The organism is Lachnotalea glycerini, from assembly GCF_003201285.1.
GTDB classification, from domain to species: domain Bacteria; phylum Bacillota; class Clostridia; order Lachnospirales; family Lachnospiraceae; genus Lachnotalea; species Lachnotalea glycerini.
In genome coordinates, this window is the sequence record NZ_QICS01000020.1 from 1 (window position 1) to 20,073 (window position 20,073).

14 protein-coding genes are annotated in these 20,073 nt (G+C 36.8%); 1 reads left to right on the forward strand and 13 read right to left on the reverse strand.

What is annotated here, in order from left to right; genetic code table 11:
* Positions 1-265: 265 nt before the first annotated feature.
* The 7 genes from fsa to C8E03_RS20610 all read right to left on the reverse strand — a co-directional run bounded on the left by fsa (position 266) and on the right by C8E03_RS20610 (position 10,528).
* On the reverse strand, positions 266-922 hold the full coding sequence (gene fsa, locus C8E03_RS20580; protein WP_094378018.1) for a fructose-6-phosphate aldolase: 657 nt from the start codon (positions 920-922) through the stop codon (positions 266-268).
* A 127-nt stretch (positions 923-1,049) separates the two neighbouring features.
* Entirely contained in the window at positions 1,050-1,739 is a 690-nt protein-coding gene (araD, locus tag C8E03_RS20585) for an L-ribulose-5-phosphate 4-epimerase (protein ID WP_110292017.1), read from the reverse strand.
* 29 nt (positions 1,740-1,768) lie between these two features.
* Complete coding sequence (locus C8E03_RS20590; protein ID WP_094378016.1) at positions 1,769-3,373, reverse strand: xylulokinase; 1,605 nt, start codon at positions 3,371-3,373, stop codon at positions 1,769-1,771.
* Positions 3,374-3,463: 90 nt separating this feature from the next.
* Positions 3,464-4,960 carry an L-arabinose isomerase gene (araA, locus tag C8E03_RS20595; protein WP_110292018.1) on the reverse strand — a complete coding sequence of 499 codons (1,497 nt, stop codon included), beginning with the start codon at positions 4,958-4,960 and terminating at the stop codon, positions 3,464-3,466.
* 77 nt (positions 4,961-5,037) lie between these two features.
* The gene (locus C8E03_RS20600; protein ID WP_110292019.1) at positions 5,038-6,117 is read right to left on the reverse strand and encodes a GntR family transcriptional regulator; all 1,080 of its coding nucleotides are present in this window, start codon (positions 6,115-6,117) and stop codon (positions 5,038-5,040) included.
* A 243-nt stretch (positions 6,118-6,360) separates the two neighbouring features.
* Positions 6,361-9,813 carry an FtsX-like permease family protein gene (locus C8E03_RS20605; RefSeq protein ID WP_110292020.1) on the reverse strand — a complete coding sequence of 1,151 codons (3,453 nt, stop codon included), beginning with the start codon at positions 9,811-9,813 and terminating at the stop codon, positions 6,361-6,363.
* 13 nt (positions 9,814-9,826) lie between these two features.
* On the reverse strand, positions 9,827-10,528 hold the full coding sequence (locus C8E03_RS20610; protein ID WP_094378012.1) for an ABC transporter ATP-binding protein: 702 nt from the start codon (positions 10,526-10,528) through the stop codon (positions 9,827-9,829).
* Positions 10,529-10,692: 164 nt separating this feature from the next.
* On the opposite strand from C8E03_RS20610, the gene C8E03_RS20615 reads away from it, so the two are divergent.
* On the forward strand, positions 10,693-11,268 hold the full coding sequence (locus tag C8E03_RS20615) for a TetR/AcrR family transcriptional regulator (RefSeq protein ID WP_094378011.1): 576 nt from the start codon (positions 10,693-10,695) through the stop codon (positions 11,266-11,268).
* Positions 11,269-11,303: 35 nt separating this feature from the next.
* Here the strand turns inward: C8E03_RS20615 and C8E03_RS20620 are convergent, their stop codons facing one another.
* The 6 genes from C8E03_RS20620 to mmsA all read right to left on the reverse strand — a co-directional run bounded on the left by C8E03_RS20620 (position 11,304) and on the right by mmsA (position 19,878).
* The gene (locus C8E03_RS20620) at positions 11,304-12,371 is read right to left on the reverse strand and encodes a galactose ABC transporter substrate-binding protein (protein ID WP_110292022.1); all 1,068 of its coding nucleotides are present in this window, start codon (positions 12,369-12,371) and stop codon (positions 11,304-11,306) included.
* Between the two features lie 26 nt (positions 12,372-12,397).
* Positions 12,398-13,354, reverse strand: a complete 957-nt coding sequence (locus tag C8E03_RS20625) for a substrate-binding domain-containing protein (protein WP_094378009.1) — start codon at positions 13,352-13,354, stop codon at positions 12,398-12,400.
* Positions 13,355-13,360: 6 nt separating this feature from the next.
* Positions 13,361-15,154: a sensor histidine kinase gene (locus C8E03_RS20630; protein ID WP_094378008.1), complete on the reverse strand. Its 1,794-nt coding sequence runs from the start codon at positions 15,152-15,154 to the stop codon at positions 13,361-13,363.
* On the reverse strand, positions 15,144-16,775 hold the full coding sequence (locus tag C8E03_RS20635; protein ID WP_170123086.1) for a response regulator: 1,632 nt from the start codon (positions 16,773-16,775) through the stop codon (positions 15,144-15,146). Before C8E03_RS20635 ends, C8E03_RS20630 begins: the two co-directional genes overlap by 11 nt.
* A gap of 380 nt (positions 16,776-17,155) precedes the next feature.
* A complete protein-coding gene (mmsB, locus tag C8E03_RS20640; RefSeq protein WP_110292023.1) occupies positions 17,156-18,325 on the reverse strand; it encodes a multiple monosaccharide ABC transporter permease in 1,170 nt (389 codons plus the stop codon).
* Positions 18,326-18,327: 2 nt separating this feature from the next.
* Positions 18,328-19,878, reverse strand: coding sequence for a multiple monosaccharide ABC transporter ATP-binding protein (gene mmsA / locus C8E03_RS20645; RefSeq protein ID WP_094378005.1), 1,551 nt, complete (start codon positions 19,876-19,878; stop codon positions 18,328-18,330).
* Positions 19,879-20,073: the final 195 nt, after the last annotated feature.

Below are 20,073 nucleotides of genomic sequence, written 5' to 3' on the forward strand. Positions count from 1 at the left end.
CACCTCTTTCGAAGTTACATTACCCACTCGCTTAGCACCCTGCATTACTACAACGCACCGAGTTTGACTATATGGCTCACTGGCGATTACCATAACCGGACTTGCACCGACTGGTGTGGTCCAGCTTCGCTGGACACGCTCCTATTACATAAAAAATAGACAACTTCTTTGCCTTTTGGCAAAGTTAGTTGTCTACCGTGTGAAACGAACAAATTTTATTTTTTATTATATATAAATTATAATTTTAGAATTACAATATATCGTTTTATTGATCCCCGAAAACCTTTTTATAATCTGCCTGGAATTTTTCAATGCCCTGATCTGTTAATGGATGCTTTGTCATTTGTTCCAGCGTAGCATATGGAACTGTCGCAATGTCCGCTCCTGCTAATGCACAATCTATTACATGAATTGGATTACGAACGCTTGCTGCAATAATCTCTGTTTCGATACCATGAATCTGAAAGATATCTGCAATCGTACGAACCAAATCAATTCCCGGCATTGAAATATCATCTAAACGTCCAAGAAATGGTGATACATAAGCAGCTCCTGCTCTGGCGGCAAGTAACGCCTGTGCTGCACTAAAGATTAAAGTAACATTTGTCTTGATACCTTCTTTGCTAAGAACCTTAGTTGCCTTTAAGCCTTCTACTGTCATTGGAATTTTTACAACCATATTAGGGTGAATTTTAGCGATTTCTTTTCCTTCTTTGATCATACCCTCTGCATCTATTGTAGTTGCCTTTACTTCACCGCTGATTGGTCCATCCACGATGGAAGCGATTTCTGCAATTACTTCTTCAAATACTCTTCCCTCTTTTGCAATTAAAGATGGATTCGTAGTTACACCACAGATGATTCCCATATCGTTTGCTTTTTTAATATCCTCTACTTTGGCTGTGTCAATGAAAAATTTCATAAAATTAATCCTCTCTCTCTTTAAAATATCTAAAATCTATTCCCAGATTATCACTAGGAGTATATCTTGTCTACTACAATTTTTACTCTTTTTCTCTCAAAATCTAGTTATTTATAAATTCAATCCATTATTTTTGACCATAATATGCATTTGCACCATGTTTTCTTAAATAGTGTTTATCCTGCAATACCTGAGGAGCCGGTGCGACATCCTTGTTAATCGCTTCCGTTCGTGTGGCCATTTTGGCAACTTCCTCTAATACTACTGCATTATGCACAGCCTCTTTAGAATCCTTACCCCAGGTAAATGGTCCATGATTACTGCACAGAATTCCAGGAACACTCATTGGATCAATATTTTTAAAGGTTTCTATAATAACAAGCCCTGTATTTTTCTCATATTCTCCGTTAATCTCATCTGCACTGAGTCCTCTTGCGCACGGAATTGCTCCATAGAAGTAGTCTGCATGAGTCGTTCCATAACATGGGATTCCTCTTCCTGCCTGTGCCCATGAGGTTGCCCAAGGGGAATGTGTGTGAACAATTCCTCCCACTTTATCAAATGCCTTATAAAGCTCAAGGTGAGTAGCTGTGTCAGAGGATGGCTTAAATTTACCTTCTACTCTATTTCCTTCTAAATCCATAACCACCATATCTTCCGGCTTTAAGTCCTCATAATCCACTCCGCTTGGTTTTATCACAAACAAGCCTTTTTCCCTGTCAATCCCGCTTACATTGCCCCATGTGTAGGTGATCAGACCTCTCTTTGGCAATTCCATGTTTGCTTCAAATACCTGTTCCTTTAAATCCTTTAACATACGTGACTCCTTTCTTGCTCTCACTTTCTTTATTGCATATGATTTACTGCCGCTCGTTCAATCTCTAAACCTTCTTTATAACGTTCGATAAATTTCTCAAAACCTTCTATTTCTTCTATAGTTGGTTTTACTTCGTCAAAGACACTATCTGCAAATACCTCCGTATTCAAGTATTTCGAAAGGCTTTCCTTCTTTTCATTATGAGCCATATAGGCCGCTAATATGGCAATGCCCCAGGCTCCTCCTTCTCCTGCTGTTTCCATAACAGAAACAGGAACTCCTGCTGCTGCTGCCAATATTTTCTGTCCTACGGTCTTTGTTTTAAAAAGTCCTCCATGTCCCAAAATCTGGTCTATTTTAACCTTTTCTTGCTTCATAAGAAGATCAAGTCCGATTTTCATCGCTCCCAGGGAAGTATATAAATGTACACGCATAAAATTAGCAAGATTAAACTGACTATTTGGAGTTCTTACAAATAAAGGTCTTCCCTCTGTAAATCCGGTCATGTGCTCTCCCGAATGATAACAGTAGGACAAAAGCCCTCCGCAGTCTGCATCTCCCTCCAAAGCCTTATTATAAAGCACTTCAAATAATTTGTCATTATCTATGGATACCCCAAATGCTTCCATTGATTGTTTAAAAAGCTGAATCCAATCATTTAAATCAGTCGTACAGTTATTGGAATGAGCCATAGCAACCAAATCCCCTGACGGAGTCGTTACCATATCAAGTTCTTCATAAACCTTTGATAATTCCTTTTCCAATACAATCATAGCAAAAACGGAAGTTCCCGCTGAAACGTTTCCTGTTTTTTTCGCAACCGTATTGGTTGCTACCATTCCTGTACCTGCATCACCCTCAGGTGGGCAAATCGGAATGCCTGCCTCCAGATTACCTGATGCGTCCATAAGCTTTGCTCCTGCTTCTGTCAAATAACCTGCATTGTCTCCTGCTGCCAAAACCTTAGGTAAAACATCCTCTAGCTTCCAAGTGTAACCTTTGTCAGCAATTAAGTCATCAAACTGCTTTAGCATTTTAGCATGATAATTCTTTTTTTCTATATCAATTGGAAATACACCTGATGCATCTCCAATTCCCAGTACCTTCTTTCCCGTCAGCTTCCAGTGAACGTAGCCGGCAAGCGTTGTAAGAAAGCAAATGTCTTTCACATGCTTCTCATTATTTAGAATTGCCTGATATAAATGTGCAATACTCCAGCGCTGTGGAATGTTATATTGGAATAAGCTGATCAGCTTTTTGCAGGCTTCCCCTGTCATATTGTTGCGCCATGTACGAAATGGAACCAAGAGGTTATCCTTTTCATCAAAAGGCAGGTACCCATGCATCATGGCACTAAATCCTATTCCTGCTAATTTATGAATTGTAATTCCATATTGATTCTGAACATCCTTAGCTAAATCCATATAACAGCCACTAAGTCCTTTCCATATATCCTCCTCATCATAGGTCCAGATTTCATCTACCAGCTTATTTTTCCATTCATAACTTCCAATTCCTATCGGATTATGCTTTTCATCAATTAATACTGCTTTAATACGTGTAGATCCAAATTCAATTCCTAACGACGCCATTCCATTTTGTATACAATTTATTACCTTACTGTTTTGATCCATTTTACTTCCACCCTCTTCTTTTTTGTTGAGGACTCAGATAATTCCCTAAAGTACTGAGCCGTACAATTATTGTTTACTGATTATCAACCCCTAGCGAAATGCGATGGAATTCCATCTTAACTCATTCTTAATATTTCGTATCGTCGTATCCTTATCAATGACAACACTTTCAATTCCCATTCCTGCTGCCCAGTCTACCATCTGCTCTGTTGTAAGATCATATGAAAATGCAGTATGATGTGCTCCGCCAGCCAAAATCCATGCTTCTGCCCCTGTGGAAAGACTAGGCTCTGGTCTCCAAAACGCAGATGCCACTGGTAATTTAGGCATTGGAATATCCTGAGTCAGACACTCTACTTCGTTAATAATCAATCTAAAACGATTCCCCATATCTACCAGAGAGGTTGCGATACCCTTTCCTGCTTTTGAAGTAAATACCAAACGTGCCGGATCTTCGCGGTTTCCCATCGAAAGAGGTGACACCTTAATTGCCGGTTTCACTGCACTGATGCTTGGGCAAACCTCAAGCATATGAGACTGAAGAATTCCTTCTTGACCCTGTACAAGATTATAAGTATAATCCTCCATAAAGGAAGTTCCCTTTGCATCCTTTACTCCCTCTGTCATAATCTTCATTAAACGAACCATAGCCGCTGTTTTCCAGTCACCTTCTCCGCCAAATCCATAGCCTTTTTCCATTAATCTTTGAATCGCAAGTCCTGGAAGCTGCTGTAGACCAGATAACATTTCAAAGTTGGTTACGATTGCCTGATAGTTCTTTTCTTTTAAGAATCTCTCAAATCCCAGCTCAATACCGGCTTGAACTGCAACATGCTTCCTAAACTCATCTGCATTTCTTCCCTCTAAAATCATGTCATACTTATCATAATATTCTTCTACCAAAATATTGATATCACCCTCTGATACAGCCTGCACATATTCTGAAATATCTGTAATATTATAAGCATCAATTTCCCAGCCAAACTTAATATGAGCTTCTACCTTATCGCCTTCGGTAACGGCTACGTTTCTCATATTATCTCCAACCCTTAATACGCGGATATGACTGCTCTCCATAAGGCCGATTGCAGTTCTCATCCAGGATGCAATTCTCTCCTGTACCTGCTTATCATCCCAGAAACCTACAATTACCTTTCTTTCAAGTCCCATACGACTTACGATATGACCAAACTCTCTGTCACCATGAGCAGACTGGTTTGTATTCATAAAGTCCATATCAATGGAATCATACGGAATTTGCTGATTAAACTGAGTATGTAAATGTAATAGCGGCTTTCTATATTCCTGAAGTCCTAAAATCCATGATTTAGCCGGTGAAAAAGTATGCATCCATGTTATAACACCTGCACACTCATTATCTGCATTTGCATCATTAAAGGTTTTACGAATGGATTCATTGTCAATTAAGGTTGGTTTTAATACTACCTCAAATGGTAATATCCCTGACTTGTTAAGACCCTCTACCATGATTCTTGAATGATCTGCCACTTCCCTTAAACACTCGTCTCCATAAAGACTTTGTGAACCTGTTGCAAACCAAAACTTGTACTGCTTTCCTGTATTCATTGTATTTCCTCCTTTAATTTATCATAATGGAAGCTTCTAGCACTCCACATTTAAGCGGCTTTCACTTAATATATCTACTAGTTGATTCTTTTCACCGATTTACGCTCGGTAAGCTCCGGCGAAAATGCATAGCTTGCCTGTGCGATTTCACCTCGTATCATTTGAATCAGATTGCTTGCCGCCATTTTACCAAGCTCAATTTTAGGATGTGATACTGAGGTTAAAGGTATCTTACAATTAGCTGCAAGATCGGAATTGTCTATACTAACAAGAGATAATTCTTCTGGTATTTTTATTTCATGTTTACTACATATCTTAACAACTTCCTGCGCAGCCAAATCGTTATAGCAAACACAGCCCGTACAATCCTTAAGTCTTTTTAACACACGCTTTGATTCCATTGAAAGATTTCTTAAATCCTCCGTGTCAATCCAAAGTACATTCTCGTCATATAACCTTAAGCCTTCCTCTGACAAAGCTTGTACATATCCTGCATATCTTAAGTGACCTTGTCTGTCATCCGATTTAAATATTCCTGCAATTCTCTCATGTCCTGCATCAATTAAATGCTTAGCTGCTTTATATCCGGTTGCCTTATCATCAAGTACCACATAAGGAAGCTTGATTTCAGGATAATAGCTGTTAAAAAAAATAGTTGGTATATCCTTTGCTATAATTTCATTGTATAATTCCACATTTGGATTCGGAATACCGCTCTTAGTTGGTTCTACAATAATACCGTCTGCCATATTTCTGTCCAAAATGTTCTTAATAACACTATATTCCTTTTCTACGCTATTATGAGTAAAAGCAATTTGAAGAGTATAGCCTGCGTCAGATATTACCTCTTCCATTCCTTTAATAATACTTGGGAAAATGTAATCATCCACATACGTAGTAATGACAGCTATATTCATTGTATTTTCTGTTTTTCTCTTAAATACATTACTGATATAGGTTCCGCTCCCCTGACGCCTCTCAACAATTCCATCCATTTCTAGCTCTTCAATGGCACGTCTTACCGTTTGCCTGCTGATCTGAAACATCTCTGTCAGTTCATTCTCTGAATTAAGTTTTTCCCCCGGACCTAGCTTAGAGCTTTCCACTTGAGCCTTTACCCATTCAACTAATTTCTTATATTTAGGCTGTTGTGTCATGATTTATCCTCCAAAGTAACTCGTATGATTACCTTTGCCAATGCAACTTTGTATTTATTTTCCATTTATTCACATTATATAATTTTGTATTGCTTTTACAAGCTTTTCTATCAATAATATACAGCAATAAAGAAACACTTGTCAATACAATTTGTGTACAATTTTTATAACTTGTATTGTAAATATTTGAAAGTTGTACTGATTGGTTGTTTTGTTTATTATAATAGTAAACGCTATTTTTCCTTAATCATTCGACTTTAATGCCTCTATCATATCCACATGCTTTAATCTATTATGCATCACCCACATAACCAATGTTGCAAAAAGTAAGGTTAATGCTCCTGCAAATACATAGCTTAGCACATGTAAAGAATTTTGAAACGTCATGTTATCCATTAATGCAGTATCTAAAACAAAGTAATGAAGAAATTTACCAAGAAAGCTTCCGAAGAAAATTCCAAGTAAAGATAGAATAACATTTTCACGGTAAATATACATTGTAACTTCATTATCGTAAAAGCCTAATACTTTAATCGTAGAAAGTTCCCGTATTCGCTCTGACACATTAATATTGGTCAAATTGTAAAGTACCACAAAAGCCAGAACGGCTGCTGCGATGATAATTACCAAAACTACCGCATTTAAGCTGTCCAAGGAATGATTCAGCGTTTCGATAACAGAAGAGTTATAGGAAATGGTTTGAATCGCACTATATTGATTCAAAAATTTTGACACTGTCTCTTCCCACGCCTCATCCTGTTCGTATTGGAGCAAAGTTCCATTATATTGAATGGCGGTGCTATTAAAACATTCTTGATAAGTCTGTGGTGACATATAAATATAATGCCCTGTATAGTTTTCGGTAATTTTTGCAATTGGTATGACATATTCTTGATTATCCGCGTCTGTTATTGTTATAGAATCTCCTGCCTTTACACGAAATAAATCAGCTAATTTTTGGGTAATGACTGCTCCATTCTCTGGTAATTCATAGGAACTGTCACTTCCTTGATTACGTAATGAGACAAACTGCGAAAACTTCTGGGTATCTTCGGGAACAACTAACAGAACCTGCTGGGTGTTGACACCTGCATGCTTTACATCATAGAGTCCTTCCCATATCATTAAATAATCATTTAAACCATTCATGTTTGCTATTGCCGCTTTCGCTTCTTCCTTTTTTGCATTACTGGCATCTTCATCAAATACTGCTAATGCTTGATAATGTATAATCGTATTATATTGCAAGTTTGGTATATCCGCTAATGAGTCCTTAATACCAAAGCCCGTCATCATCAACCCCATACAACCTGCAATTCCAAAAACAGTCATAATCATACGCTGTTTATAGCGAAATAAATTACGCATGGTTACTTTTTGTACAAAATTCAATCGATTCCAAATCAAAGTCATTCTCTCTAAGAAAATCCGTTTTCCAACCTTAGGAGCCTTTGGCCGCATTAACGTGGCAGGACACTCTTTTAATTCCTGATGAAGTACAGCCCATACAGAGATTCCTGTACTAAAAACTGCAATTGCAACTGAGATCATTCCTATCGATAAATATGCATCGAATTGTTGATTTGGAAGCTCATACATGGGACTATATGCACTTACAATAATTCTTGGTATACCATAAAAGCCCAAGAGCAGCCCAAGAAGTGTACCAACACCTCCGGCACCAAGTGCATAGACATAATATTTTAAGGAGATTTCTCCATTTGTATAACCTTGCGCCTTTAAGGTTCCGATCTGTACCCTTTGTTCCTCTATCATTCTAGTAATGGTTGTGAGACATACTAATGCAGCTATCGCAAAGAAAAAGGTTGGAAATACAACCGATAGAGCTGAAAGTCTTTTTGCATTATCTGCATATTCGCTATACCCTGGATTGTCTTCCCTTGCCAATGCATAATAGGTCAAGCTCTTTAAGTCTGCCAGCTTTTTTTCCCCGTCTGCTATTTTCTCTTCGGCATCGGCTATCTCTTTTTGGGCATCGGCTTTTTTCTCATTATATTCTTCCAAACCGTCTTCATATTCTTGCTTTGCATCCTCTAGCTTTTGCTCTTCATCCAAAAGTGTAGCAGCACCATCTTCATATTCTGCCCATCCATCTTCAAGCTTCTTTTTCGCCTCCGCAAGCTGACTTTCACCATCTGCCTTCGCTTCTTCAAACTCTTTGCTTTTTACTATAATCGTGTCTGCACCTGTATTTAGCTCCTCCTGACCACTATTTATTTGAGCTTGTGCGTTATCTAACTCTTCCTGTTTCTCTAATAGCTGCTTTTTCGTATCTGCTAAAGTAACCAGACCTGCATCAATTTGTGAAAGGATACTCTCTAATGCATCAACAATCGTACTACCGCTTGTCGAATTGGTAAAATATGCCGTCCACAAATCACCTAAGGTCAGGCTATCCCCAATTGTTACTGCACTTCCAGCTTGTATTAAGGTATTTTGCTGCTCGGTTGTTATATACGCAATCGGCACTTCGATTATTTGCTTTGTCTGTTCTAAGAAAGCTTCCATTTGACTTTTTTGTTCTGTGAGAGTGACAGTTTGTGCTTCAATTTGCTTTAATCCCTCATCTACCTGTGCTTTACCCTGCTTTACCTTTTCCTTGTTTTCATCTAACGTACTCTGTCCTTGTGCAAGCTGATTACCTCCAATATCTAACTGTGCCTTACCGTCTGCTATCTTTTCATCAAATATGGCTTTGTTTTCATCATATTCAGCCTGCCCATCTTCTAATTTCTTTTTTGCATCTTGCAATTCAATTTTTGCCTCTGCAATCTGACTCGTTCCATCTTCAATTTGGGCTTTTGCATCTTCAAGTTTAGTTTCTGCATCTGTCAGCTCTTTCTTACCCTCTGATACCTCTTGTTTCGCATCCGTTAATTTTTCTTGCGCCTCTCCCTTGATATCAGCCAATCGTATCACCGAGCGTTCATCAAAGGATGACTCTATTTCTTCCTGATAGCTTTCAATTGTATTTTTGTACAAATTGCTACAGGAATCAACGCCCTTCAGGCTTTTAAATGTCATATAGGCATCTGTATAGACCGAAAGATTAAAATCCTCCGCAATAATAATACCATAGCCATCCAGTGTACCCTTTCCAATCGTACTGCTGCCAAGCTGTTTGTCGCTTACATAGAATGGGCTTTTTACAAAACCTACCACCGTATAGTTCGATTTATCAAACTGTTCAGACAAATTAGTATCTTCACTGTCTGAAAGAAAAGAAACCGTGTCACCGATCTGGTATAATTTTTCTATTTCGTCACTGGCAACTAATGCAATTTCTCCTGAATTTTCTGGCAATTTCCCTGACTTTACTTCGAGCTGGTTTAAGGTTTGACTTGAATCATAGGAATAAACCTTTAAAATCTTATTTTCTTTTGAAGTCAAAACGTCCTGACTGTACCCGACTTCAATCTGATCAATATCTTCATGTAATTTTAAAATTTCAATGTCTTCATCCTCAAGTCCCATGGTAGATACTACATGAATGTCCATTAAGTGACGGTTATTAAAATAAAGTTCTGCTGTTTTTAACATATCCGGTCCCGAAGCATTCAATGCAGAATAAAACGAAACACCGATGAGAATCAGCAGCATAATGGAAATAAACCTTGCTTTCGAAGTAAGTATTTCTTGAAAAATAAGTCTTTTTAGTGCTTTTTTCTTACCCATTACCTGCTCCTATCTACCATTCGATTAACTCAACAGGCAACGGAGCGGCATTGACTTCAATATTACGAACTTTGGCATTATGTATATGAATTACTCGATCCGCCATCGGTGCTATCGCTGTATTGTGTGTGATTACAATAACGGTGGTTCCCGTATTTTTGCAAGTATCCTGTAATAGCTTTAATATCTGCTTGCCTGTTTCATAATCAAGTGCTCCCGTTGGCTCGTCGCAAAGCAGTAATTTGGGATTCTTCGCCAGTGCCCTTGCAATCGCAACTCGCTGCTGCTCACCACCTGATAGCTGCGCAGGAAAGTTGAGTTTTCTGTCACCCAGTCCAACATCTTCTAATACATTGTCGACATCTAATGCATTTGGTGAAATCTGTGTTGCCAATTCTACATTTTCCTTTGCTGTCAAATTAGGAACTAAATTATAAAACTGAAATACAAATCCTACATCTTCCCGTCGGTATTTCGTCAGTTTTTTACTGTTATAGGTTGCTATATCAATTCCATCTACAAAGACATGCCCTTCATCCGGTGTATCCATTCCTCCTAAAATATTTAAAACCGTTGATTTGCCTGCCCCACTTGGCCCTAATATAATTGCAAATTCACCCTTTTCAATCTCAAAACTAATTCCGTTATTGGCAACAATGGTGCTTTCTCCCATATAGTATCTTCTATATTCCTCTATTATTTTCACATAGCTCATGATTTTCTCACTTTCCGCTTTCTAGTTCATGCATCATCTCATAAATAAATCCTATTTAAATAAAATGTCCCACTTGTGTCATATAATAATCAATAGTATACTAGAGAAAAATAAAAAACAAGATATCTGATTTAACTTACACAAAAAGGAGAATGTGTGTCACCATGTATAAAAAACAAACAAGTTTAATCGCAATTCAATCACAAAAATGGATTGCCGCTTCCTTAATTCACCTTTTAGAAGCTTACAGTTTTTCTGAAATCACGGTCACGCAAATTTGTCAGGAGGCGTCGCTGGTACGAAAAACTTTTTATCGAAATTTCGACACCAAGGAGGATATTATTCACTATATTCTGGATCAGTTATTTGAAACTTTCCGTAGTAAATTTAATATTGAAGAATCAGCATCCTATGAGATATTTTATCATTATTATGAATTTTGGGCGCAAGAGAAACAATTACTTACCTTTTTGCACCGTGATGATTTGTTCTATTTATTAACAAAAAAATATATGGAATATGCTGATTCTGTCCACATGTATTTCATCAAAGAAAACATTGGAGCACAAACCGGCTTAGAGCCTTACGTCATTCATTTTATTGCAGGTGGAATGGTTTCGATCTTAGAACATTGGCTAGAGCTTGGCTTTAATGAGTCCATTTATAACTTAACCAAATTGACAGAAACGTTACTTCTGAGTGCGAATGCCTATTTGAATGCTTCTAGTCTGCCTAGATGAATGTTCCATAATCAGGCAGACGGATCAGAATACTACTATTGCTCAAGTAATCTAATGTATTCTTGTACGTTATCATATGTAATTTTTTGATAAGGGATGTATACATATTTGTTGTTCACGAATTGAATGCTTTTTGGAAAGTCTTGCTTCATGGCAAGAGCAAATGCCATGTCAACAATAGCCTTGGCCTGTCCTCGATAATCGTTAAATACAGTACCGATTAACTCTTTCTTTTTCACGCTTTCTAAGCCATTTTGCAGTCCATCGACCCCGACAATTATGGGGTATTGTTCTATTTTACTTTTCTTTAGCGCATCTAAGGCTCCAAGTGCCATATCATCGTTGTTCGCAAATACTACTTCAATATCTTCGCCAAATTCATCAATCCATGTTGCCATTTTCGTAGTGGCTTGTGCGCGGTTCCAATTAGCAATTTCATCACCAAGCTTTTGAAGTGTATAGCCTGCATTCATTACCGTCTTAATGGAGTTCTCTGTTCGTACCAAAGCATCTTGATGTCCCGGTTCTCCCTCCAGCATCACATATTGAAGTACTCCATCCTTATTTTTATCAATCAAATCAAAGTCTTTCTCACATGCTTCCACGATAATATTTCCTTGCATGTTACCAGACTCTGCGGCATCAGCACCTACATAATAGATTTTATCCCATCGTTGTAAATCCTCCTCCACAAGTTCACGATTAAAAAATACAATCGGAATATCTGCACTCTTTGCCTTATCGATTACACCGGAAGCATCCGTTCTATCAACCAAACCAACACACAATGCATCATATTCTTTATCTACAAAGTTCTCAATCTGGTCATTTTGCGTAATCTGACTGCCACTTGCGCTTTGGATATCCAAAGTGATTGCAAAACCAGTCTCCATTTCCTTTTGCTTGGTCAGCTTGCTTACCTCTTGTATCAGAGTGGATACATACGTATCGTATTCATCATAAATGCAAACACCTATTTTTATACTTTTTACTTCATTTGATACTTTTTGTTGTCTGGAATATTGTTTAAATAATACAAAACAAGCACTAACTAACGTAATAACAAATAAGCTTGCTCCAAGCACTTTACTATACTTTTTCATATCTATTGCTCCTCGCTTTGACTTTATTATTTGACAAATGGGAATAGAACGCGTTGAATTTCGGGCAAATATAAATTCGAGTCATTTACAGTATAATATTTAATGTATTGTGTTATTTCTTCTTTATCATATTGCTCTTCCCCAAGCATAGTTTTCAGGCCAATATAGCCGATACTAAATTCATCCTGATAAACAAGCATTTTAATTTTTTTATTATCCAGATAATAAACGGCTTTGTCTGAATTGGCTATTCCGTAAATTTTAACTTTTTTATTCAAGTTAATCGTCGCATCGATTACCGCCTCCAAAGAAGTATTGTCTAAAGCCACCACTACGTCTACAGCTTCCTGTGTCAATTCTCTTTGAACGAATAGCATGGGAGTGTTTTCTCCAGTCTCTCTCTCCCAGTAGGTCAGATTGTTGAATTTCTCTGTAATTTGATTATAGAAGCCTTCAAACCGTTTTTTTACACTGTCGCGTTGCTGATTTTCCATTATTATTGCTATTTTAGCTATTGAATTTTCTTTATCCTTTACTACCTTGGCAAGGTTTTCTCCCATAGAATAATTATCAGCACTGACCAAAGTAATATTATCATTATCAACACCAGATTCTATACATACGATTGGAAAGTTCTTATATGGTAAATTAATTGTACTTAAATCCATTTCACTGTCATTTGCCGCAAGCAAAATACCATCTGCACCATTATCAATTTCCCTTTGTATTAAAAGCAACTGCTCCTCTATGTTATGAGTAGTTGACATCAAAACATAATTGATTTCTACATCACTGTCCTGACTCGCCTGATCAATTCCCTGCTTTAAGCTTTCCCATCGATCTATTGTATTTCCATATAAGATAACAGATACCTGCTGAGGTATCATCTCTTTGTCTTGGCTATACATCAGCAGTGCAATTATAATAAACATCAAAGAAATTCCTATACTAGATCCCATCAAAAGTTTTTTCTTTTTTACCATTTTTTATTATTTAGCTCCCTCCCTATCTTTCACTTTTGGAAGATGGATTACAATTGTGGTTCCCTCGTCGAGTTCACTTTTAATTTGCAATCCATATTCTTCACCAAAATATAGCTTAATTCTTTGATGAACATTAATCAATCCGATACCAGAGCCTTTTTTTCTCGCTCTGCTATTGTCCGTCAGTAATAGTAGCTGCTCCTCTTTGGGAATTCCCATCCCATTATCCGATATCTCGATATAAATATCATTTTCTGTCTCATAGCCTTTTATCGTTATAATACCTTCATCCCTCATTGATTCAACACCGTAGTAAATTGCATTTTCCAAAAGCGGCTGCACAATCAGCTTAATGGTGCTATATTCTTCAATTTCTTTTGCAATATCAATTACAACATTAAATTGGTCTTTATAACGAACCTTTTGAATTTTTAAGTAATTTTTAGCATGCTCCATTTCATCATGAATAGAAATAATATTTTTTCCCTTACTAAGACTGATTCGAAACAGACTTGCTAATGCAGTAACCATAGAGATTGCATCCTGATACCTCTGAGATTCTACCATCCAGACAATGGAATCCAATGTATTATATAGAAAATGAGGATTAATCTGAGATTGCAGCGCATCCAGCTCACTTTTACGCTTCTCCTCCTGCTCCTTCACAATATCATCCATCAAATGCTTCATTTGATTCACCATAGAATAAATTGTTCTGCCAAGATGCTGTATTTCGTGAGAACCTCCTGTATAAATAATGGAATTCAGATTTCCATTTTCTAAGTCCTTAACGGAATGCTCCAGCTTTCGAATTGGATTTGTTATCTTCTCTGATATTACAATATTACCTATAATAATAACAATAATAGAAACCGCTAATACAATATAGGTAAAATATTTAAACTGATTCAAATTGATTGCAATTTCTTTGATTGGAGTAACACTAATGATTTTCCATCCCGTATAACCTACTGTCTTTACTACGACTGCTCTTTCCTCTCCTTCAAAATATTCCATATGGTTTCCATCTTCATATTGTGCTGCTTCCTGATTGTTTTCTTTCATCAAGTTCGAATAAATAACCTTCTGTTTGGGATGATAAATCAACTCTCCCTCACTATCTGTTAAATACACATAGCCTTCTCCCTTCGTATTTACCTTAGAAAACAACTGTTCAATATCACTAAAATTCATGTCTACCAGCAAAATTCCACGGCTTGTGTTTCCCTCATACGTCAAACTTACAACTCTGCTTAAAGATACAACCCAATAATAACGAAAATTACTGTCATTAAACAAATCCTGTACATGAGGTGTAGAAAAATGTAAATTCTCTATCTTCAGATTAGCCTGTATAAACCAATCTTGTTTTTCCGGCAATACCTCATCTTTCATCGAAGCAACCGGAGAAGCAGCTATTAGGTTGCCTTTTTCATCAAAGCAAGCGATACTGATTAAATTGTCCTTATTTGCTTCATATAGAAGTGTCATCTCCTTGTCCATATCTTCATATGCCAAATCTTTATTCTTAATTACACTGTAATACATGGTGTCAGAGATGTTCATTAAATTTCTAATATAGGTGTTAAGATTCAGGCTTGCCTGATCGATAAGCTGCTTATTTTTCTGCGTCACTAATTGTTTTGAATTTTCAATGTATTTTTCATACAAGGTCAATCCTACAAAACTCATACTGATAATGGAAATGGCCGTAAATGATATAGATATTGTAAATTGAATACTTCTGCACCGATATACTCCTAAAATATAATTGATTAATTTCTTGATTTCATTTATCATTATTTTCTACCTGACTGGCACGATATTTGGATGGAGAGATGCCATACTCCTTCTTAAACACGTAACTAAAATAATTCGGTTCACTATAACCAACCTGACCCGCTATTGTATATGCTTTCTCTGAGGTTGTATTAAGTAGCCTTAGTGCCTGTTCCATACGTACCTTCGTAAGATAATTTACAAATCCCAAACCCGTTTCCTTTTTAAATATAGTGGAAAAATAGGCAGCACTTACGTTTAACAAACCACAAATAGTATCAACCGATAATTCCTGATTACTGTAATTCTCATTAATGTATTGGATTGCCTTTTCTGTAATCAGCTTGGCTGTATCCGTTCTTTCTCTTCGTATTAATTTTCGTACCTGCATACAAATATGAAGAAGCCAGTTACCAACTGCATCAAGCGTATCAAACTTGCTAATGTCTTGATACCAATTAAAATCCTCTCCTGTAATCTGCTCCATATCTACTTCATATACTCTGCCAAGCCTTATGATTTCAACAAAAATCTCCATCAGTGAAAGCTGTAATTGTGCAATTGATATCTTTGAGTATTTTACCTTTGCCATTAAAGTATGAATCGATTTTTGAAGCTCCTCTTGGCTGCCAACCTTAATTTCTTTCATGATGATTTGAACTTCATTCTCGTCAATACTGATTCTCTCTTCTGATTTTGGTTCAATGTCTTGTATATAAATAGCCTGATTCGGCTCTAATAATATTCGATATTCAAACGCACTTTTTGCACCTGCATAGGAGTGTGACAATCCGATCAAACTATCACATGCCTGTCCAATTCCGGCTGATGTATTGACATTTAACATCCTTGTGGTTATTTTACAAATTTGATTCATTCCATTTAATAATTTAGTAATTTCTCTGCTATGACCAAGCATGGCAATCACAACAACCCATTCAAGGTAAATAAAACTTCTGTATTCCAATAGATTTTCCAAATTTTCATTTACGATTTGCTTAAGAGAAACCGGAATTAATTGAGAGTACATCACTTCTTCCTTGTACTGCTCGCTGTCACGGTTTAAGGCTTCTGAACGGATTACTGCTACTGCATAAAAAGGAGCTGTAAAATCAATGTCGTATCGCTTTCTTAGTTCCTCAATTTTTGCTTCTTCTAGCTTTCCTTCTAATAAACTTCCCATAAATTGCTCTTTCATAACAGGCAGACTTTCATAATAGTATTTTTTAAGCCTTTCCATATTACGCTTTTCTTCAATTTCTTCATCCAGACTCTTTTTAATTCTCTCAAATACTAGCTTAAGCTGTGTTGCATCAATTGGTTTTAATATATATTCCTCCACCTCTAGCTTTATTGCTTCTCTTGCATATTCAAATTCATCATATCCTGAAAAAATAATTATTTTTGTATTCTTAACTATTTCCTTTAACTTTCTACACATTGTAAGACCATCCATAAATGGCATATGTATATCTGTCATAATCACATCCGGTCTTAAATTTTCCGCAAGTTCTAAGGCTTCTTCACCATTTTCTGCATAACCAATTACATCAAAGCCTGCTTCATTCCAATTTATTTTTTTAATAATGGCTTGTCTTACTTCTTCTTCATCATCTACTAATATGACGCTATAATTACTCATGAAAACCTCCATTTATACATAACTATAATATAACCAAATCGGATACTTCTATTTCGCTCCTTAACTTCTTAGTAACTACATTGCTTAAAAGTTTACATTAATTATACCTAAATATAGCCTTTCTGTAAAATTCAATTTATAAAAGGAATCCATGAACAATGCGGACAAGTCCGCATTAGCTCCCTAATCCCTCACTCATGAGGTACTTGACCGCTTTGCCGTCGAATGCAGTCACGCTGTGACATTTTCCACTTGCATTCGTGCGCATCCTGCGGAGCATTTTTATGTAATAGGACGCAATTTCCTACAAAAAACAACGAGCGATTTTGCCAAATACAAAATTGCTCGCTGTTATATTGTATTTTATCTAAAGCAATTGCTTATGCTTTCTTACGTTTTGACAATACATCCAAAGTTACTGCTCCTAATAAAACAATACCTTTTACTACTTTCTGAATATCGGTCGACCATCCAATCATTGACATACCATTGTTAAGAATACCCATGATAAACGCTCCAACAACAGCTCCCATAATCGTACCGACACCACCTGCTGCCGCTGCACCACCGATATAACATGAACCAATGGCATCCAGTTCGAAACCATCTCCTGCTTTTGGTGTTGCAGAAGCATTACGTGCAGACAATACGACACCTGCTACTGCTGCTAGAATACCCATATTGGTATATACCCAGAAAAATACTTTTCTTGTATCAATACCGGAAAGTCTTGCTGCCTTTGCATTACCTCCCAAAGCATAAATCTGACGGCCCGCTACAGTTTTGCTTGTCACAAAGTGATATACCCCTACCAAGATTCCCATTAATACAAGTACATACGGAATTCCGTTATAAGTAGCGATTTTGTAGAAAAAGAACCATACAATTCCAATGATTACAGCCAGTTTAATAAAAACCTGCCAAGTGGGGTTTGTAGCAAACCCATATTTTATTTTTGTTTTAATGTTTTTCATTTCAGCTAAAATAATTAGTATACTTGCGATCACCGCAATTAAAATACTTATTAAATCAATCGTTCCGCTGCCAAATGAAACTTTTATAGTTGGAATAAATCCAGCTCCTATCCAAGTATAATCCGGCTGTAAGGGACCTTTTGTCTGTGCCTTTAATATGGTATATGTAAGTCCTCTACCCATAAGCATCGTTGCTAAAGTTACTACAAAAGGCGGAATGTCTAAGTAAGCTACAAAAAAGCCTACAAATAATCCTGAAAACATACCAACTGCTAAAGCTGCTAAAAATGCAATTGGAACTGCAACTTTCATATCTACTACGAGAATTGCCGCTGTTGCCCCGCTTAGTGCAACAATAGAACCTACACCAAGGTCAATGTTTCCTGTTAACACACATAACAGCATACCTACTGCCAAAATAACGACATACCCATTTTGCATAACTAAGTTATTAATGTTTGTTGATGATGCATTTTTACCACCTGATAAAATGTAAAATAACGTAAAGATAGCAATCAATGCAATTACCATTCCATATTGTTTCATGTCAAGATTGACCGTTTTTTTCTTTTCCATTTTTATTCTCCTTTCCCATTGTGCTGCATAATACATTTCATTATTTTTTCTTGTGATACTTCTTCCTTAGATAATTCTCCTGCTATTTTTCCTTCATTGATTACATAGATTCTATCGCAGGTACCAATAATCTCTGGCATTTCGGAAGAAATTACAATAACTGCTTTACCTGCTTTTGCCAAGTCATTAATTGCACAATATATTTCATACTTAGCACCTACATCGATTCCTCTTGTAGGTTCATCTAAGATAAGAACATCAGGCTCTGTCAGCATCCACTTGGCAAGTACTACCTTTTGCTGATTTCCGCCGGATAAAGAGCTAACGGATTGGTCAATGGAATTTGCCTTTACGTTAATAAGCTTTTTATATTTTTCAGCCGCAACAATTTCATCATTACTATTTACAACACCACGCTTAGAAAAGAAATTTCGAAGTGCTGCCATTGTCATATTGCGTTTAATGTCGTCAATTAGCACAAGTCCATAATTCTTTCTATCTTCTGAAGTATATGCAATTTTATGATCAATCGCATCCTTTACTGTTTTTATATTTACTTCTTTTCCATGTATCTTGATTTGTCCGGTTATCTTTTGCCCATAGGACTTTCCAAAAATACTCATAGCCAGCTCTGTTCTTCCTGCACCCATCAAGCCTGCAAATCCTACTACCTCGCCTGCCTTTACATGAAAAGAAATATTTTTTAACATTTGGCGGTTTGCATCATCAGGATGATATACATTCCAATTACTAACCTCCATAATAACTTTTCCAATTTTACAATCATTTCTCTTTGGATATCGATTCTTAAGCTCGCGTCCTACCATGCCCTTAATAATTCGATCTTCCGTAAATTCATCCTTTCCCTTGATCAGTGTTTCTATTGTTTTCCCATCTCGAATTACCGTAATAGAATCTGAAACATAACTGATTTCGTTTAATTTATGGGAAATAATAATACAGGTGATACCCTGCTTTTTAAGCTCTCGCATAATTTCCAGAAGCTTTTTGCTTTCCTCGTCATTTAATGCCGCTGTAGGCTCGTCTAATATTAATAATTCAACTTTTTTTGCCATTGCTTTGGCTATTTCGATTAACTGCTGTTTTCCCACACCAAGCGAATTGATTGGTGCATTGATATCTTCATTTTCAAGCCCCACCTTTGCAAGCATTTCCTTAGCGCGGGTTCTTGTTTTTGTCCAATCAATGACCCCTTTCATGGACTTTTGTTCATTTCCCATGAATACATTTTCAGCTACTGTTAGATAAGGACTTAATGCAAGCTCCTGATGAATAATAACGATTCCCTTGTGCTCACTGTCCTTTATATTATGAAACTGCCCCTCTTCCCCATTGTAACGAATTTCACCCGAGTATGACCCATAAGGATAAATACCCGATAAAACATTCATTAACGTAGATTTACCGGCTCCGTTTTCACCACAAATTGCATGAATCTCTCCACGTTTCACTATTAAATTAACATCATCAAGCGCTTTCACCCCAAAAAACTCTTTGGTTATATGATTCATTTCCAATATGATATCAGACATTACTTTCTCAACTCCTCTGCTATATGATTAGCTTTGCACTACGTTAAAAGTGCATATATCAATTTATGGGTGTGTGTCATTTAATTTTTTCTTTAGAAATGGGTGGCACCTATATACTGCCACCCATTTCTCAATAAGAAGAACCTCGTCACTGCCTGACTTCATTTAGCATGTAATGTTTCACTTATTGCTAAA

What these genes read in the sequence shown, in the direction of transcription:
- fsa (WP_094378018.1), bottom strand. Translation starts at nt 922, where the DNA reads ATGAAATTTTTCATTGACACAGCCAAAGTAGAGGATATTAAAAAAGCA.
- araD (WP_110292017.1), bottom strand. Translation starts at nt 1,739, where the DNA reads ATGTTAAAGGATTTAAAGGAACAGGTATTTGAAGCAAACATGGAATTG.
- C8E03_RS20590 (WP_094378016.1), bottom strand. Translation starts at nt 3,373, where the DNA reads ATGGATCAAAACAGTAAGGTAATAAATTGTATACAAAATGGAATGGCG.
- araA (WP_110292018.1), bottom strand. Translation starts at nt 4,960, where the DNA reads ATGAATACAGGAAAGCAGTACAAGTTTTGGTTTGCAACAGGTTCACAA.
- C8E03_RS20600 (WP_110292019.1), bottom strand. Translation starts at nt 6,117, where the DNA reads ATGACACAACAGCCTAAATATAAGAAATTAGTTGAATGGGTAAAGGCT.
- C8E03_RS20605 (WP_110292020.1), bottom strand. Translation starts at nt 9,813, where the DNA reads ATGGGTAAGAAAAAAGCACTAAAAAGACTTATTTTTCAAGAAATACTT.
- C8E03_RS20610 (WP_094378012.1), bottom strand. Translation starts at nt 10,528, where the DNA reads ATGAGCTATGTGAAAATAATAGAGGAATATAGAAGATACTATATGGGA.
- C8E03_RS20615 (WP_094378011.1), top strand. Translation starts at nt 10,693, where the DNA reads ATGTATAAAAAACAAACAAGTTTAATCGCAATTCAATCACAAAAATGG.
- C8E03_RS20620 (WP_110292022.1), bottom strand. Translation starts at nt 12,371, where the DNA reads ATGAAAAAGTATAGTAAAGTGCTTGGAGCAAGCTTATTTGTTATTACG.
- C8E03_RS20625 (WP_094378009.1), bottom strand. Translation starts at nt 13,354, where the DNA reads ATGGTAAAAAAGAAAAAACTTTTGATGGGATCTAGTATAGGAATTTCT.
- C8E03_RS20630 (WP_094378008.1), bottom strand. Translation starts at nt 15,154, where the DNA reads ATGATAAATGAAATCAAGAAATTAATCAATTATATTTTAGGAGTATAT.
- C8E03_RS20635 (WP_170123086.1), bottom strand. Translation starts at nt 16,775, where the DNA reads ATGAGTAATTATAGCGTCATATTAGTAGATGATGAAGAAGAAGTAAGA.
- mmsB (WP_110292023.1), bottom strand. Translation starts at nt 18,325, where the DNA reads ATGGAAAAGAAAAAAACGGTCAATCTTGACATGAAACAATATGGAATG.
- mmsA (WP_094378005.1), bottom strand. Translation starts at nt 19,878, where the DNA reads ATGTCTGATATCATATTGGAAATGAATCATATAACCAAAGAGTTTTTT.